Raw genomic sequence first — 15,885 nt, forward strand, 5'->3', positions numbered from 1 at the left:
CGAAGTCCGACCGTCCGGAGCTGGCCTCGGCCAAGATCATCATCTCGGGCGGCCGCGCGCTCGCCTCGGCCGAGAATTTCGGCAAGGTGATCGAGCCCGTCGCCGACAAGCTCGGCGCCGCGATGGGCGCCTCGCGCGCGGCGGTCGATGCGGGCTATGCCCCGAACGACTGGCAGGTCGGCCAGACAGGCAAGGTGGTCGCGCCCGAGCTCTATATCGCCGTCGGCATCTCCGGCGCGATCCAGCATCTCGCCGGCATGAAGGACTCGAAGGTCATCGTCGCCATCAACAAGGACGAGGAAGCCCCGATCTTCCAGATCGCCGATTACGGCCTCGTCGGCGACCTGTTTACGGTGCTGCCGGAGCTCGACGCCGAGCTCGCCAAAGCCGGCAAGTAAGGCCGACGTCACCCTTCCGGGCCGCCATTGGGCGGCCCGCTCCGCTCCTGCGGGAGCCTGAACGTTCATCCGGGATCAAACCATGTCGGACCACGCGATCAAGACGATCGGCATCATCGGGGCAGGCCAGATGGGCAACGGCATCGCGCATGTCGCGGCCGCCGCCGGCTTCGACATCCGGCTGCACGACATCGCCGAGGAGCGCATCAACGCCGCGCTCGCCACGATCGACGGCAACATGGCCCGCCAGGTCTCGAAGGGCGCGCTCGCCGAGGAGGAACGCCGCGCCGCGATCGCCCGCATCCAGCCCGCCATCGGCCTCGCCGATCTCGGCGATTGCGATCTCGTCATCGAGGCTGCGACCGAGAACGAGGAGGTCAAGCGCAAGATCTTCACCGCCGTCTGCCCGCATCTGCGCCCGGACGCGATCCTGGCCTCCAACACCTCCTCGATCTCGATCACGCGGCTTGCCGCGGCGACAGATCGCCCCGAGCATTTCATCGGCATCCATTTCATGAATCCGGTGCCGCTGATGCAGCTCGTCGAGCTGATCCGCGGCATTGCCACCGATGACGGCACCTTCGAGCGCGCCAAGAACCTCGTCGGCAGCCTGCACAAGACCGTGTCGGTCTCCGAGGATTTCCCGGCCTTCATCGTCAACCGCATCCTGCTGCCGATGATCAACGAGGCCGTCTACACGCTCTATGAGGGCGTCGGCTCGGTCGAGGCGATCGACACCGCCATGCGGCTCGGCGCCAACCACCCGATGGGCCCGCTCCAGCTCGCCGACTTCATCGGCCTCGATACCTGCCTTTCGGTGATGCAGGTGCTCCATGACGGCTTGGCCGATTCGAAATATCGCCCCTGCCCGCTGCTGGTGAAATATGTCGAGGCCGGCTGGCTCGGTCGCAAGACCAAGCGCGGCTTCTACGACTATCGCGGCGAGAAACCCGTCCCGACCCGCTGACGAATCAGGCCGGCCGCCCGCAAGCTGCGAAAACCCGGCCGGGTTTCATCGCAAACTACCGCTTGGCTGCCACGGACGAGGCCGATCCTCGCCCGTGCGCGGGTGCTTGCCGCAGTCGCAATAAGTTCCTTCACATTCCTGTCGTCTCGCGCTTACATTGATCCTTGAGCGGGATTCGTTCCGCTTGGTGAAGCGGAGGTGCGACGGGTTTGACGGCGCATGTGATGCATCCGATGGCATCGCCGGACGGCTGTCCGGCTTTGGTGCTGAACGCCGATTTCCGGCCGCTCAGCTACTATCCCCTGTCGCTGTGGAGCTGGCAGGACGCGATCAAGGCGGTCTTCATGGACCGCGTCAACATCGTCTCCGAATACGACACCGTGGTCCGCAGCCCGAGCTTCGACATGCGGCTGCCCTCGGTGGTTTCGCTCAAGAGCTATATCAAGCCTTCGCGGACCCCGGCCTTCACCCGCTTCAACGTCTTCCTGCGCGACCGTTTCGCCTGCCAATACTGCAACACGCGCGAGGAGCTGACCTTCGACCACGTCATCCCGCGCTCCAAGGGCGGTCTGACCACCTGGGAGAACGTCGTCGCCGCCTGCTCGCCCTGCAACCTGCGCAAGGGCGACAAGATGCCGGCCGCGGTCGAGATGTTCCCGGCCCAGAAGCCCTATGCGCCGACGGTCAACGACCTCCACCGCAACGGCAAGCTCTTCCCGCCGAACTACCTGCACGAGAGCTGGCTGGACTATCTCTACTGGGATTCCGAGCTGGAGCCGTAAGCCTCACGCCTGCGACCGCCCGCGCAGCAAACCAAACACGGCAAGCAGGAAGAGGCCGGCCGAGGCCAGAGCATTCCAGCCCGCAAGCGACAGCCCGAGGAAGCGCCACGCAGCCTCCGAACAGGCGACGATCCGCGTCGTCTGCAACTGCTTCATGAAGTCCTGCAGGCCAGCCGCAGCCGGCGCAGCCCCGCCGCAATCGTTCGGCCCCATGAACCAGCCCCATTCGACACCGGCATGGTAGACACCGAGCCCGGTGCTCCAGGCCATCAGTCCGGCCAATCCCAGCAGGACGAACCACTGCAGCCGCGGCGAGCGCGCCAGCACCAGCCCGACGACTGCGAGCCCGATCGCGGCATAATGCGGCGCGCGCTGCTCGAGGCAGAGCTTGCAGGGGCGCAGGTGCAGGACGAGCTCGAAGAACCACGCCCCGGCGATCAGCGCCAGGCTGACCACGCCGATGAGAGCGATCAGTTGCCGCGAGTTCGGCAGGCGGCACGAAGCGGGGGCAGCGGCAAGGGAGGCAGTCATGACGGGCTCAGCAGGAGAAAAGCTGGCCAGACCCTGCGACGAGCTTGAGGCCGAAATAAAGCAGGATCAGCAGGGCGGCGCCCACCACCGCGATCACTTTCAGGCGACGTTCGATGAAATGGCGGATCGTGTCGCCATAGCGCCGGAGCAGGAAGGCGAGCGCGAAGAAGCGCGCGCCACGGGCCAGAACGCAGGAGATGACGAAGAAAGTCAGCCCGATATGGACGGCCCCGGCCAGGATCGTCACCACCTTGATCGGCGGCAGATGGGCAAGACCGGAGGTCGTCAGCAGGATCAGCGTCGTATCCGGCCCGGCGCAGGCCTTGAGCGTCTCGAAGGCGCCGAGCTTGCCGTAGAAGGCGAGGACCGGCTTCGCCAGCGCCTCGAAGGCGTAGTAGCCGAGCGCGTAGCCGGCGATGCCGCCGAGCACCGAGAACAGTGTCGCGACGAAGGCAAGCCGGTAGGCCCGCTGCGGCCGGGCGAGTGCCATCGGCACGAACAGCACATCGGCCGGGATCAGGAAGAAGGAGCTTTCGACGAAAGCGACCACCGCCAGCCAGAGCTCCGCCCGCGGCCGGGCAGCGAGCGACATCGTCCATTCATAGAGGCGCTTGAGCATGGCGCGCTCTAGAGCATGCGCCACCCGCTGACGCAACGGCTTCCATGCATCGGGAAGGCGTGATTTCGAGCTACCTCGCCCGCTCTTCGTTTCCGGCGGCGAAAGGCCTTGCAGTCTCTTCGTCAAAACCCGCTGGATTGGCGGAAGCAGCGATTGACCGGCATCGATCGATCGCTATAGTCCGCCCGCCTGCAAAGGGCCCCTGTGGCGGAATTGGTAGACGCGCTCGACTCAAAATCGAGTTCCGCAAGGAGTGCTGGTTCGATCCCGGCCAGGGGCACCAAAGGTTCTTTTACTGGCCTTCGCCAACCTTCGAAGCGTCCGATAAGATCCGGAGACGACAAGCGCTGGCTCTCCGCCGGCCGTCGCTGACAGCCGGCGATGGGATGGCCTCGTGAAGGCATAAGGCCGCTACTCCAAGAGCCGGGGCCATTCCCGTTTGGGCACTCTCATGGGAGGCGCCTTGTCGTCAGGGAAACACGCCCGGGGGCAGCGGCGGCTCCGCGTTGAGCAGCGTGATCGTCACGCGCCGGTTCGGCGGAATGTAGGGATTGTCGGGAAAGAGCGGCTCTGTGTCGGCGCGCCCCACCACGGACGTGAAGCGGTCGTTGGGGAGCCCGGCAGCCGACAGGATCTCGCGCACGGCGAGCGCGCGCCCGGCGGTGAGGCTCCAGGAATCGACAGCCTGCACCGAGCCCGGGCGCGCGGCGGCCGTATGGCCGGTGACAGACAGGCTGTTGGGCATCCGGCGAATGGTGGGCGCGAGCGCCTCGAGCACGAGACGGGTACGCTCGTAGGGCTGGACCGAGCCGTCGGGGAACATGGAGCGGCCATTATCGTCCACGAGGGAAACGTTCAGCCCCTCTTTGGTCTGCTCGATCACGATGTTGCGCGAAAGCTCGGCGATCTCGGGCATGTTCTGGAGCGCCTGCCGGAGGCTGGCTATGGCACTGTAGTTGGCCTGCACGCTGGGGGCCCGGCGGCTGACCTCGCGGTCGCTGGCGCCGCCTGAGTTGGTCGGTCGCGCTTTGTCGTCCTGCCCGGTGATGCCCCTCGCCGCGTCGCGGGGCACTGACGACCTGTTGCCCGACTTGTCCAGGGCACTGCCCATCAGGACGCCGCCAGCCCCGCTGTTTGTCGGGCTCAGGGCCGCCGGCGCGAAATATTCCGCCAAGCCTTCCTTCTGCTCCTGCGTCGTCATGCTGATCAGCCACATCAACAGGAAGAACGCCATCATGGCGGTCACGAAGTCCGCATAGGCGATCTTCCAGGCCCCGCCATGGTGCGCATGACCGGCCTTCTTGACCTTCTTGATGATGATCGGCTGGATGGGCTTGTCCATCGAGTCCTGCTGGAGATTGGATCAGACGCTGGCGGGCAGGGCGGCGGTAGCCGCTTCCACTTCGGCGAAGGTCGGGCGGACGTCGCTCATCAGGGCCTTGCGGGCAAATTCGACCGCCATCACCGGCGGTTGGCCGCTGATATGGGCGAGGAGCCCCGCCTTGAGTGAGAGGAAGTATTTGGATTCCGCCTCGAAGGTGCTCTTGAGCGACGCCGCCATGGGCGCGAAGAAGCCGTAGGCGACGAAAACGCCGAAGAAGGTGCCGACGAGCGCGCCGCCGATCAGATGCCCCAGCACCTCCGGCGGCTCCTTGATCGCGCCCATCGTCTTGATCACGCCGAGCACGGCGGCGACGATGCCGAGCGCCGGCGTTCCGTCGGCGATCGACTGCATCGCCGAAACGATACGCTCCTGCTCCTGGTGGTGCGTCTCGAGCTCCTCGTCCATGAGAGCGTCGATCTCGTGGACGTTGTTGGCGCCCAATGTCAACATGCGCATGTAATCGCAGACGAACTCGACCGCATGATGGTTCGCGGCAAAGGTCGGAAAGGCATTGAACAGCGACGACTCGCTCGGATTTTCGATATGCTGCTCGACCGCGAGCATGCCCTTCTGCTTCACGAGTTTGTACAACGAATACTGCATCCCCAGCAGTTCTACGTAGCATTCCTGCTTGTACTTGGGACCCTTCACGATCGTGCCGAGCATGCCGGGCACGGCCTTGAGCACCGGTCCGGGGTTGCCGATGACGAAGGCGCCGATCGCTGCACCGAGGATGATGACGAACTCGAACGGCTGCCACAGCACCTCGAGATGGCCACCCATAGCCGCGTAGCTGCCGAAGACGCAGACGAAGACGATGATTGAGCCGACGATCAGCCGCATGGTTTGCCACCCTCGCGCCGCAGCAGGTACAGCCCGCGCGAAGCCACTACTAAGTCCAACGAAATGACCGATCGAGGTTAAGGGCAAGTTTATTGGCGCTTGCTCCGCAGGTTCGGAAGCGTCGCTCTCCGGCCGCGGCTTTGGTGCTTGAAGCGGGTGTAGGGCACGGATGAGATCGCAAGCGCGAAGAAACCGCGCATTCACCGGAACCGACAAGCACTGGCTTCACCGCACCTTCCGCGTGGCGGTCCAGCCAGACGCGCGCGGCGTTACAACATTGGTGTCGCCACCCTGCCTCTGGGGGCACGAAGACAGAAGCTCCTGCCCGCCTCCCAACTCGGGATGCTGTTGCAATGGGGCAGACATCGCCTGCGTCCCACGCGGAACGCGTGTTCCGCATGCACTGGGATGTCCCATCGCAGCGCAGAGGCAGAACTCCCGATCGCTGCTCCGGAATCCGACGAATTCCTATAAAATTCCTATTCTGCAACCGCGCCCGCCGTCTCGAACGGCTATGCCGCCGGCACGATAATCCCTGCCATGGTCGATCCGCTCGCGTCCTCGCCTTCCGCCGGAAGGTGGGTCCGCGCGCGTCGGCCCATCGGTAACGCCCGGTCGAAAGGACCACGGCAATGGATATCGCCATGCTCGCGCTCGCGCTCGGCTTCTTCGGAGCCGCGCTCGCCTATGTCTCGGCCTGCAACGCGCTCTGAAGGAGCCTCCCATGTTCGTCGATTATCTCCTCGGCGGCGCGGTGACTGCGGTCCTGCTCGTCTATCTCACCTATGCGCTGCTGCGCCCCGAGCGCTTCTGAGCGCCGGCGCGAGCTGAGAAAGCCCTCCCATGACACTCTATGGCTGGATCCAGATCCTCGTCTTCTGCGCGATCGTGCTCGCCTTGATGAAGCCGCTCGGCAGCTACATGACGCGCGTCTTCAAAGGCGAGCGCACCTTCCTCTCCCCCGTGCTCGCACCGGTCGAACGTGGGCTCTACGCGCTTGCCGGCACGCATGAGCGCGAGGAGCAGCACTCGAGCGGCTACGCCGTCGCGCTGCTGCTGTTCAACCTCGCCGGCCTGCTGCTGCTCTACGGGCTGCAGCGCTTCCAGGGCGTGCTGCCGCTGAACCCGGACGGCATGGGCGCGGTCGCACCCGACCTCGCCTTCAACACGGCGGTCAGCTTCGTCACCAACACCAACTGGCAGGGCTATGGCGGCGAGAGCACCATGTCCTACCTGACGCAGATGCTCGGCCTCACCGTGCAGAACTTCGTCTCGGCCGCGACCGGCATCGCCATCGCCGTCGCGCTGATCCGCGGCTTCGCGCGCGCCTCGGCCCAATCAGTCGGCAACTTCTGGGTCGATCTGACCCGCGCGACGCTTTACCTGCTGCTGCCGCTCTGCATCCTGCTGACGCTGGCCTATGTCGCGCTCGGCGTCCCGCAGACCCTCGACCCCTCGGTGACTGCGACGACGCTCGAAGGCGCGCAGCAGACCATCGCGCGCGGCCCGGTCGCCTCCCAGCTCGCGATCAAGATGCTCGGCACCAATGGCGGCGGCTTCTTCAACGCCAACTCGGCCCATCCCTTCGAGAACCCCGACGCCATCTCGAACCTGATCCAGATGGTCTCGATCTTCGCGATCGGCGCCGCGCTCACCAATGTCTTCGGCCGGATGGTCGGCAACGAGCGCCAGGGCTGGGCGATCCTCTCGGCCATGGGCGTGATGTTCATCGCCGGCATCGCCGTCTGCTACTGGGCGGAAGCCGCCGGCAATCCGCTGCTTCAGTCTCTCGGCCTCCAGGGCGGCAATCTCGAAGGCAAGGAGATGCGCTTCGGCATCCCGCTCTCGGCCCTCTTCGCCGTCGTCACCACCGCTGCCTCCTGTGGCGCGGTCAACGCCATGCATGGCAGCTTCACCGCGCTCGGCGGCCTGATCCCGCTGATCAACATGGAGCTGGGCGAGATCATCGTCGGCGGCGTCGGCGCCGGCTTCTACGGCATCGTGCTCTTCGTCGTGCTGGCGATCTTCGTCGCCGGCCTGATGGTCGGCCGCACGCCGGAATATCTCGGCAAGAAGATCGAGGCCCGTGAAGTCAAGATGGCGATGCTCGCCATCCTCTGCCTGCCGGCCGGCATGCTGGTCTTCACCGCGATCGCGGTCGTGCTGCCCGGTGCGGTGGCGTCGGCCGGCAATAGCGGCCCGCACGGCTTCTCCGAGATTCTCTACGCCTATACCTCGGCGGCGGCGAACAATGGCTCGGCCTTCGCCAGCCTCTCGGCGAACACGCTCTGGTACAACACCACGCTCGGCATCACCATGCTGGTCGGTCGCTTCCTGGTCATCATCCCGGCGCTCGCCATCGCCGGTTCGCTCGCCGCGAAGAAATCCGTGCCCGCCTCGGCTGGCACCTTCCCGACCGACGGCCCGCTCTTCGTCGGCCTGCTCGTCGGCGTCATCCTGATCGTCGGCGGCCTGACCTTCTTCCCGGCGCTGGCCGTCGGCCCGATCGTCGAGCATCTCGCGATGCTCGCGGGCCAGAGTTTCTGAGGAGGCCGCCATGGCAAGCTGCCTGCGCCAAATGCGCCGCGACGCCGTCCATCGCGACGCCGCCTCGCGGGAAACGGACAGGGCGCCTCCGCGCCCTGCCACCCTCATCCTCGGCCTGACGGTCGCTTTGTTCCTTGTCCTGCTGCTCGTCCGCGCGCTCGCCGGCCTCGTCGCCGCTTGAGCCGGACCCGACACCCCTCCGCTGGAGCCTCTTATGAGCCAGTCCAAATCCGCGAGCCTGATCGACGCCCGGATCCTGCTGCCGGCGCTTGCCGACGCCTTCCGCAAGCTCGACCCGCGCAGCCTCGCCCGCAACCCGGTGATGTTCGTCGTCGCCGTGGTCTCGGCCCTGACCACCATCCTTTTCCTGAAGGACCTTGCTACGGGAGGTGCCAATCTCGGCTTCTCCTTCCAGATCGTGCTCTGGCTCTGGTTCACCGTGCTCTTCGCCAATTTCGCGGAAGCGGTGGCGGAAGGGCGCGGCAAGGCCCAGGCCGACTCGCTGCGCAAGACCCGCAGCGAGACGGAAGCCAAGCTGCTCTCGGGCGATGACCGCGGCCAGTTCCGGCTCGTACCGGGCACTTCGCTCAAGGTCGGCGATCTCGTGCTGGTCGAAGCCGGCGACATCATCCCCTCCGATGGCGAGGTCATCGAGGGCGTCGCCTCGGTCAACGAAGCCGCGATCACCGGTGAGTCCGCGCCCGTCATCCGCGAATCCGGCGGTGACCGCTCGGCCGTGACCGGCGGCACCCAGGTGCTCTCCGACTGGATTCGCGTGCGCATCACCGCCGCGGCGGGCTCGACCTTCATCGACCGCATGATCGCGCTGGTCGAGGGCGCCGAGCGCCAGAAGACCCCGAACGAGATCGCGCTCAATATCCTGCTCGCCGGCATGACGCTGATCTTCGTGCTCGCCACCGTGACGATCCCGAGCTTCGCCACCTATGCCGGCGGCTATATCCCGGTCGTCGTTCTGGTCGCGCTGTTCGTCACGCTGATCCCGACCACGATCGGCGCGCTGCTCTCGGCCATCGGCATTGCCGGCATGGACCGCCTGGTGCGCTTCAACGTGCTCGCCATGTCCGGCCGCGCCGTCGAGGCGGCCGGCGACGTCGACACGCTCCTCCTCGACAAGACCGGCACGATCACGCTCGGCAACCGCCAGGCGACCGAGTTCCGCCCCGTGCGCGGCGTCGGAGAGCAGGAGCTGGCCGATGCCGCCCAGATCGCCTCGCTCGCCGACGAGACGCCGGAAGGCCGCTCGATCGTCGTGCTCGCCAAGGAGAAATACGCCATCCGCGCCCGCGACATGGGCTCGCTGCATGCGACCTTCGTGCCCTTCACCGCGCAGAGCCGGATGAGCGGCGTCGATCTCGAGGGCTCGCAGATCCGCAAGGGCGCGGTCGATGCCGTGCTGAAATATGTCGAGGGCGCCGATATCCGGTCCACGCCCGAAACCGTGCGCGAGATCCAGGCCATCGCCGCCGAGGTGTCGAAGGCCGGCGGCACACCGCTGGCGGTCGCCCGCGACGGGCGTCTGCTCGGCATCGTCCATCTCAAGGACATCGTGAAGGGCGGCATCCGCGAGCGCTTCACGGAACTGCGCCGCATGGGCATCCGCACGGTGATGATCACCGGCGACAACCCGATGACCGCAGCCGCCATCGCGGCCGAGGCCGGCGTCGACGATTTCCTCGCCCAGGCCACGCCTGAGAACAAGCTCGCCCTGATCCGCGAGGAGCAGGCCAAGGGCAAGCTCGTCGCCATGTGCGGCGACGGCACCAATGATGCGCCCGCACTGGCCCAGGCCGATGTCGGCGTCGCCATGAACACCGGCACGGTCGCGGCCCGCGAAGCCGGCAACATGGTCGATCTCGATAGCGACCCGACCAAGCTCATCGAGATCGTCGAGATCGGCAAGCAGCTCCTGATGACGCGCGGCGCGCTGACGACCTTCTCGATCGCCAACGACGTCGCCAAGTATTTCGCCATCATCCCGGCGATGTTCCTGGCCTTCTATCCGCAGCTCGGCGCGCTCAACGTCATGGGTCTGGAGACGCCGCAGAGCGCCATCCTCTCCGCGATCATCTTCAACGCGTTGATCATCGTCGCGCTGATCCCGCTCGCGCTGAAGGGCGTGAAGTACCGCGCGGTCGGCGCCGGTGCGCTGCTCAGCCGCAACCTCACCGTCTACGGGCTCGGCGGCCTCGTCGTCCCCTTCATCGGCATCAAGGCCATCGACATGGCCATCACCGCCATCGGCCTCGTCTGAGGAACACGACCATGCTCAAGCAGATTCGCCCCGCCCTCGTGATGATCGTCGCGCTTGCGGCCATCACCGGCCTCGCCTACCCGCTCGCCATGACCGGCATCGCCCAGGCCGTCTTCCCACGCCAGGCCAATGGCAGCTTGATCGAGAAGGATGGCAAGATCATCGGCTCCAGCCTGATCGGCCAGAACTTCGTCAGCGAGCGCTATTTTCACGGCCGCCCTTCGGCGACGGTCGGCGCCGACCCGAACGACAGCACGAAGACCGTGGACGCGCCCTATAACGCCGCCAATTCCGGGGGCTCCAATCTCGGCCCGACCAACCAGAAGCTGGTCGACCGCATCAAGGCCGAGACCGAGACGCTCAAGGCGGAAAACCCGGGTGCGCCGGTGCCGATGGAGCTGGTGACGGCCTCAGGCAGCGGGCTCGACCCGCATATCTCGCCCGAGGCCGCCTATTTCCAGATCGCGCGCGTCGCCAAGGCTCGCAATGCCGACCCGGCGACACTGAAAGCGCTCGTCGATACCCATGTCGAGCGGCGCAAGCTCGGTTTCATCGGCGAGTCCGTCGTCAACGTGCTCGCACTGAACCTTGCTCTCGACGGCGCGCCCCCGCGCTGACACAAAGGCCCCGGCGGCGCATGAGGCGCCGCCGCTTTCCCCGCGGACCGCATGACCATCGCCGACAGCCATCGCGAGACGAGAGGCAGGCCCTCCCCCGAAGCGCTGCTGGCCAGCGCCCAGCGCGAAGGCCGCGGGCGCCTGAAGATCTTCCTCGGCGCGGCGCCGGGCGTCGGCAAGACCTACGAGATGCTGACCTCCGGCCGGGCCCGCCGGGCGGAAGGGATCGATGTCGTGATCGGCGTCGTCGAGACCCATGGCCGCAGCGAAACGCAAGCGCTGGTCGACGGCTTCGAGATCGTCCCGCGCCGGCTCGTCGATTACAAGGGCCGCGCGCTCGACGAAATGGACCTCGACGCGATCCTGGCGCGCCGCCCGGCCCTCGTCCTCGTCGACGAGCTCGCCCATACCAACGCGCCCGGCAGCCGCCACCCCAAGCGCTATCTCGATGTCGAGGAATTGCTCGCACGCGGTATCGACGTCTACACCACGCTCAATATCCAGCATGTCGAGAGCCTGAACGACGTCGTCGCCCAGATCACGCGCATCCGCGTGCGCGAGACCGTGCCGGATTCGATCGTCGACCGCGCCGACGATATCGAGATCATCGACCTGACGCCGGCCGACCTGATCAAGCGCCTCGAAGAAGGCAAGGTCTATCTCGGCAAGACCGCCAAGCGCGCCGTCGCCAACTATTTCTCGCCGGGCAACCTGACCGCTTTGCGCGAGCTGGCGCTGCGCCGCACCGCGCAGCGGGTCGACGACCAGCTCCTCAGCCATATGCAGGAGCATGCGATCTCCGGCCCCTGGGCGGCGGGCGAGCGCATCCTGGTCTGCATCGACGACAGCGTCGGGGCCCCTGCCCTCATCCGCCATGCCAAACGGCAGGCCGACCGGCTGCGCGCGCCCTGGAGCGCGCTTTATGTCGAGACACCACAGGCCGTGGCCCTGCCCGAAGCGGCCAAGACGCGCATCGCCAATACGCTCCGGCTCGCGGCACAGCTCGGCGCCGAGGCGATCACCCTGCCCGGACAGGACGTGGCGGGCGAGATCCTGCGCCATGCCGCCAGCGGCAACGTCACCCAGATCATTGTCGGCAAGCCGGCCAAGCCGCGCTGGCGCGAGTGGCTCAGGGCCTCCGTCTCGCATGAACTGATCGGCCGCGCCGGCGATATCGGCATCCATGTCGTCGCCTTGCGGGAGCAGCCGCCGGAGGCGGATGCCGGCGTCTCGGCCATCGGCAAGCCTAGCTTCACGCCAAGGCCCTATCTCGCGGCGGCGGCCTATGTCGCGGCAGCGCTCGGCGCGGCCGAACTGCTCAGCCAGATCATGGACCTGCGCAATATCGCGCTGGTCTTCCTCACCGCCGTGCTCGCCTCGGCCGTCACCACCGGACTGGGGCCGGCCCTCTTCGCCTCCTTGCTGAGCGCACTCTCGCTGAATTTCTTCTTCATCCCGCCGCTCTACACGCTCACGATCGCCGATCCCGAGAACGTCGTCGCGCTCGGCTTCTTCCTGCTCGTCGCGCTGATCGCCTCGAACCTGACCGCCCGCGTCCAGCGCCAGGCCAATGCCGCCCGCCAGCGCGTCCGCACCACCGAGGACCTCTATCTCTTCTCGAAGAAGCTCGCCGGCACCGGCACGCTCGACGACGTCCTCTGGGCCAGCGCCTTCCAGATCGCCTCGATGCTGTGCCTGCGCGTCGTCATCCTGATGCCGGATGAGGGAACGCTCGACGTCCGTGCCGGCTACCCGCCTGACGACACGCTGGTCGATGCCGATATCGCCGCCGCGCGCTGGGCCTGGGAGCATGACCGCCCGGCCGGGCGTGGCGCCGATACCTTGCCCGGCGCCAAGCGGCTCTACCTACCCCTGCGCACCGGCCGCACCGCGATCGGCGTGATCGGCCTCGACGACGACAAGGAAGGCCCGCTGCTGACGCCGGAGCAGCAGCGCCTGCTCGACGCACTGGCCGACCAAGCCGCCGTCGCCATCGAGCGCATCCAGCTCGTCGCCGATGTCGACCGCGCGAAACTAGCGGCCGAGGCCGACCGTCTGCGCTCGGCGCTGCTGACCTCGATCTCGCATGACCTCAAGACACCGCTGGCCTCAATCATGGGCGCGGCCGGCACCTTGCGCGATTACCGCCAGGCTCTGCCGGAAGAGGATCGCACCGCCCTGCTCGCGACCGTGATCGACGAATCCGAACGCCTCAACCGCTTCATCGCCAATCTCCTCGACATGACCCGGATCGAATCCGGCGCGATGGAGCCGAATGCGGCCTTGGTCGATGTCGCTGATGTCGTCGGCAGCGCGTTGCGCCGCGCCAACAAGATCACCGCAGGCCACCATGTCGAAACCGCCCTGCCCGGCGACCTGCCGATGCTCAGGCTCGATCCCGTCCTGTTCGAGCAGGTGCTGTTCAACCTGCTGGACAACGCCGCGAAATACGCGCCCGCCGACAGCGCCATCACCATCCGCGCCTGGCAGGGCGGCCGCGAAGTGCTGGTGACAGTGACCGATGAGGGGCCGGGTATGCCGCCCGCCGATCTCGAACGCGTCTTCGACAGCTTCTACCGCGTCCGGAAAGGCGATCAGGTCCGCGCCGGAACCGGGCTCGGCCTTGCCATCTGCCGCGGCTTCGTCGAGGCGATGGGCGGCACGATCACGGCGGCCAACCGGGCGGACCGCAGCGGAGCGGTCTTCACCATCCGCATGCCGGCCGACGCCCAGCCCAACCGAGTGGAACCACAATCATGACGGCAACGGATATCAAGGTGCTGGTCGTGGACGACGAGCCGGCGATCCGCCGCCTGCTCCGCGTCGGCCTCTCGACCGAGGGCTATGCCATCCGCGAGGCGGCCACCGCGCGCGAGGCGATCGAACGCGTCGCCGAGGACCTACCCGATCTCGTCATCCTCGATCTCGGCCTGCCGGATATGTCCGGGCAGGAGCTTCTGCAGAAATGGCGCGCCGAGGCGCTCGCCCTGCCGATCGTGATCCTGTCGAGCCGTACCGATGAGGCCGGCATCGTCGGGGCTCTCGAAAACGGGGCCGACGATTATGTCACCAAGCCTTTCGGCATGAAGGAACTGGCCGCCCGCCTGCGCGTGGCGCTACGCCACAAATTGCAGCAGCAGGGCGAGAAGCCGATCTTCCAGACCGGCGAGCTCTCGGTCGATCTCGTCAAGCGCATCGTCAGGCTGGGCGAGCAGGAGGTGAAGCTCTCGCCCAAGGAATACGACATCCTGCGCATCCTCGTGCAGCATGCCGGCAAGGTGCTGACCCATCAGTTCCTGATGAAGCAGGTCTGGGGTGCCTCGGCCGATGTGCAGTACCTGCGCGTCTATGTTCGGCAACTGCGCCAGAAGATCGAGCGTATCCCCGACCAGCCGCAATACATCACCACCGAGACCGGCGTCGGCTATCGCCTGCGCGAAGCCGAGTGAGCCCTGCCGCAAGGCAGAAGACCGATCCATGATCCCAACAGACATCATCCGCCCGCGCTCGATCGTCAGGCTTGCCGCCGCGAACAAGCCGGCCCTGTTCCGGGCGCTCGCGAAGAAGGCGGCCGAGCAGCTCGCCTTGCCCGAAACCGTTATTCTCGACGCACTGAACCGCCGCGAGGCGCTGGGCTCCACCGGCGTCGGCGGCGGGCTGGCGATGCCGCATGCGCCGGTCGAAGGCCTCCCCGAGCCTTTCGGCCTGCTGGCGCGATTGGAGAAGCCTGTCGCCTATGAGGCGATCGACGGCGCGCCGGTCGATCTCGTCTGCCTGGTGCTGACGCCTGTGAACGGCGGCAAGGGCCGCATCGACGCACTGGCCTGCATCGCCAAGCGCCTGCGCCCGGCCGAGATCCGCGAACGCATCCGCAGGGCCGCAGGCGGCGAGGACATCTACGCGCTGCTGCTCGACGAGAGCTGATCGGCCTTGGCCGGGATCGGCACCGGCACGGACGGCAGGATCGTCGGCTTGCAACTTGCGCCGCGCGACAGGACGAACTCGTCGCGCGCGAACAACTCCGCCAGCCAGTCGACGAAGACGCGCACCTTGTTGCTGAGGTGGCGGTTCGGCGGATAGACGATGTGCAGCGGCTTCGGCGCCGTGCACCAATCCATGAGCAGCGGCACGAGCCGTCCGTCCGCTATCGGCACGCGCGCCATGAAGGTCGGCAATTGCATGATGCCGTGGCTGGCGAGCCCGGCCGCGAGATAGCCCATGCCGTCATTGAGCGCGATCGCGTAGCGCCCGTTGACCTCGATCGTCTCACTGAGGCTCTGGTAGACCAGGGACAGCACCCGGCCGCCGAGCGCCGGCCGATAGGCGACGATCTGGTGGCCGTTCTCGATATCGCGCGGATGGACCGGCGTACCGAAGCGGGCGAGGTAATCCGGTGTCGCGCAGGTGATGAGTTGCATCTCGCCGATCCGCCTCGCGATCAGGCTCTGGTCGACGATCTCGCCGGCCCGCACGGCACAGTCGAGGTTCTCGCCGATCAGGTCGGCCGGCCGGTCGCTCAGGCCAAGGTCGAGCTGGATATCGGGATAGCGGGCCTGGAATTCGTGCAGCGCCGGGATGATCACGGAGACCGCCAGCGACGAACTGCAATCGACCCTGAGCCGCCCGCTCGGCCGCGCCTGCGCCAGCGTCAGGCTCGCATCGAGCTCGGAGAGCTCGTCGAGCAGGCGTAGCGCCCGCTCGTAATAGGCCGCGCCGTCCATGGTCACGGTCACGCGCCGCGTCGTCCGGTTCAGCAGCTTGGCGCGTAAGTGTGCCTCGAGCTGCTGGATCAGCTTGGTGACGGTCGGCTTCGGCATATCCAGGAGATCGGCGGCGCGCGTGAAGGTCCCGGTCTCGACGACCCGCACGAAGGCCCGCATCGCGGCAAGCTGGTCCATATGCCCTCGGATTGTTTCTGCATGTGA

The 15,885-nt window shown here is 66.7% G+C and carries 16 protein-coding genes and 1 tRNA gene; 12 read left to right on the forward strand and 5 right to left on the reverse strand.

What is annotated here, in order from left to right:
- From NUV79_RS08250 to NUV79_RS08260, 3 genes are all read left to right on the forward strand, one after another.
- A partial coding sequence (locus NUV79_RS08250; RefSeq protein WP_257732596.1) for an electron transfer flavoprotein subunit alpha/FixB family protein occupies nucleotides 1-398 on the forward strand: 398 nt, incomplete at its 5' end.
- Nucleotides 399-480: 82 nt separating this feature from the next.
- Entirely contained in the window at nucleotides 481-1,365 is an 885-nt protein-coding gene (locus NUV79_RS08255) for a 3-hydroxybutyryl-CoA dehydrogenase (protein ID WP_257732597.1), read from the forward strand.
- A 224-nt stretch (nucleotides 1,366-1,589) separates the two neighbouring features.
- Nucleotides 1,590-2,147, forward strand: a complete 558-nt coding sequence (locus tag NUV79_RS08260) for an HNH endonuclease (protein ID WP_173044100.1) — start codon at nucleotides 1,590-1,592, stop codon at nucleotides 2,145-2,147.
- Between the two features lie 3 nt (nucleotides 2,148-2,150).
- Here NUV79_RS08260 and NUV79_RS08265 read toward each other — a convergent pair whose 3' ends face one another.
- Together NUV79_RS08265 and NUV79_RS08270 are read right to left on the reverse strand one after the other, a co-directional pair.
- Complete coding sequence (locus tag NUV79_RS08265) at nucleotides 2,151-2,678, reverse strand: disulfide bond formation protein B (RefSeq protein ID WP_257732598.1); 528 nt, start codon at nucleotides 2,676-2,678, stop codon at nucleotides 2,151-2,153.
- A gap of 7 nt (nucleotides 2,679-2,685) precedes the next feature.
- Nucleotides 2,686-3,297 (reverse strand): YqaA family protein, encoded by a 612-nt coding sequence (locus tag NUV79_RS08270; RefSeq protein ID WP_257732599.1) that lies wholly within the window; start codon nucleotides 3,295-3,297, stop codon nucleotides 2,686-2,688.
- A gap of 198 nt (nucleotides 3,298-3,495) precedes the next feature.
- Between NUV79_RS08270 and NUV79_RS08275 the strand changes: the two genes are divergently transcribed.
- Nucleotides 3,496-3,580: transfer RNA gene (locus NUV79_RS08275), tRNA-Leu, on the forward strand.
- Nucleotides 3,581-3,766: 186 nt separating this feature from the next.
- Here the strand turns inward: NUV79_RS08275 and NUV79_RS08280 are convergent.
- Both NUV79_RS08280 and motA read right to left on the reverse strand, forming a co-directional pair.
- On the reverse strand, nucleotides 3,767-4,639 hold the full coding sequence (locus NUV79_RS08280; protein WP_257732600.1) for a flagellar motor protein MotB: 873 nt from the start codon (nucleotides 4,637-4,639) through the stop codon (nucleotides 3,767-3,769).
- A 21-nt stretch (nucleotides 4,640-4,660) separates the two neighbouring features.
- Nucleotides 4,661-5,740 (reverse strand): flagellar motor stator protein MotA, encoded by a 1,080-nt coding sequence (motA, locus tag NUV79_RS08285; protein ID WP_257732601.1) that lies wholly within the window; start codon nucleotides 5,738-5,740, stop codon nucleotides 4,661-4,663.
- Between the two features lie 508 nt (nucleotides 5,741-6,248).
- Between motA and NUV79_RS08290 the strand changes: the two genes are divergently transcribed.
- Genes NUV79_RS08290 through NUV79_RS08325 form a run of 8 tightly spaced genes read left to right on the forward strand, consistent with a single transcriptional unit; the run spans nucleotide 6,249 to nucleotide 14,884 of the window.
- Nucleotides 6,249-6,338 (forward strand): K(+)-transporting ATPase subunit F, encoded by a 90-nt coding sequence (locus NUV79_RS08290; protein ID WP_173044066.1) that lies wholly within the window; start codon nucleotides 6,249-6,251, stop codon nucleotides 6,336-6,338.
- Nucleotides 6,339-6,367: 29 nt separating this feature from the next.
- Entirely contained in the window at nucleotides 6,368-8,071 is a 1,704-nt protein-coding gene (kdpA, locus tag NUV79_RS08295; RefSeq protein ID WP_257732602.1) for a potassium-transporting ATPase subunit KdpA, read from the forward strand.
- 10 nt (nucleotides 8,072-8,081) lie between these two features.
- Entirely contained in the window at nucleotides 8,082-8,252 is a 171-nt protein-coding gene (locus NUV79_RS08300) for a hypothetical protein (RefSeq protein WP_257732603.1), read from the forward strand.
- 33 nt (nucleotides 8,253-8,285) lie between these two features.
- Nucleotides 8,286-10,343 (forward strand): potassium-transporting ATPase subunit KdpB, encoded by a 2,058-nt coding sequence (gene kdpB / locus NUV79_RS08305; RefSeq protein ID WP_257732604.1) that lies wholly within the window; start codon nucleotides 8,286-8,288, stop codon nucleotides 10,341-10,343.
- A gap of 11 nt (nucleotides 10,344-10,354) precedes the next feature.
- Nucleotides 10,355-10,960, forward strand: coding sequence for a K(+)-transporting ATPase subunit C (locus tag NUV79_RS08310; RefSeq protein ID WP_257732605.1), 606 nt, complete (start codon nucleotides 10,355-10,357; stop codon nucleotides 10,958-10,960).
- 51 nt (nucleotides 10,961-11,011) lie between these two features.
- A complete protein-coding gene (locus NUV79_RS08315) occupies nucleotides 11,012-13,720 on the forward strand; it encodes a sensor histidine kinase (RefSeq protein ID WP_257732606.1) in 2,709 nt (902 codons plus the stop codon).
- Complete coding sequence (locus tag NUV79_RS08320; protein WP_257732607.1) at nucleotides 13,717-14,409, forward strand: response regulator transcription factor; 693 nt, start codon at nucleotides 13,717-13,719, stop codon at nucleotides 14,407-14,409. The genes NUV79_RS08315 and NUV79_RS08320 overlap by 4 nt, the downstream gene beginning before the upstream one ends.
- A gap of 28 nt (nucleotides 14,410-14,437) precedes the next feature.
- A complete protein-coding gene (locus tag NUV79_RS08325; protein WP_257732608.1) occupies nucleotides 14,438-14,884 on the forward strand; it encodes a PTS sugar transporter subunit IIA in 447 nt (148 codons plus the stop codon).
- Here the strand turns inward: NUV79_RS08325 and NUV79_RS08330 are convergent.
- Entirely contained in the window at nucleotides 14,857-15,858 is a 1,002-nt protein-coding gene (locus tag NUV79_RS08330; RefSeq protein ID WP_257732609.1) for a LysR family transcriptional regulator, read from the reverse strand. The two genes, NUV79_RS08325 and NUV79_RS08330, sit on opposite strands and share 28 nt — an antisense overlap.
- Nucleotides 15,859-15,885: the final 27 nt, after the last annotated feature.

The sequence above is a fragment of the Allobosea sp. 47.2.35 genome, assembly GCF_024655635.1.
Classification (GTDB): Bacteria; Pseudomonadota; Alphaproteobacteria; order Rhizobiales; family Beijerinckiaceae; genus Allobosea.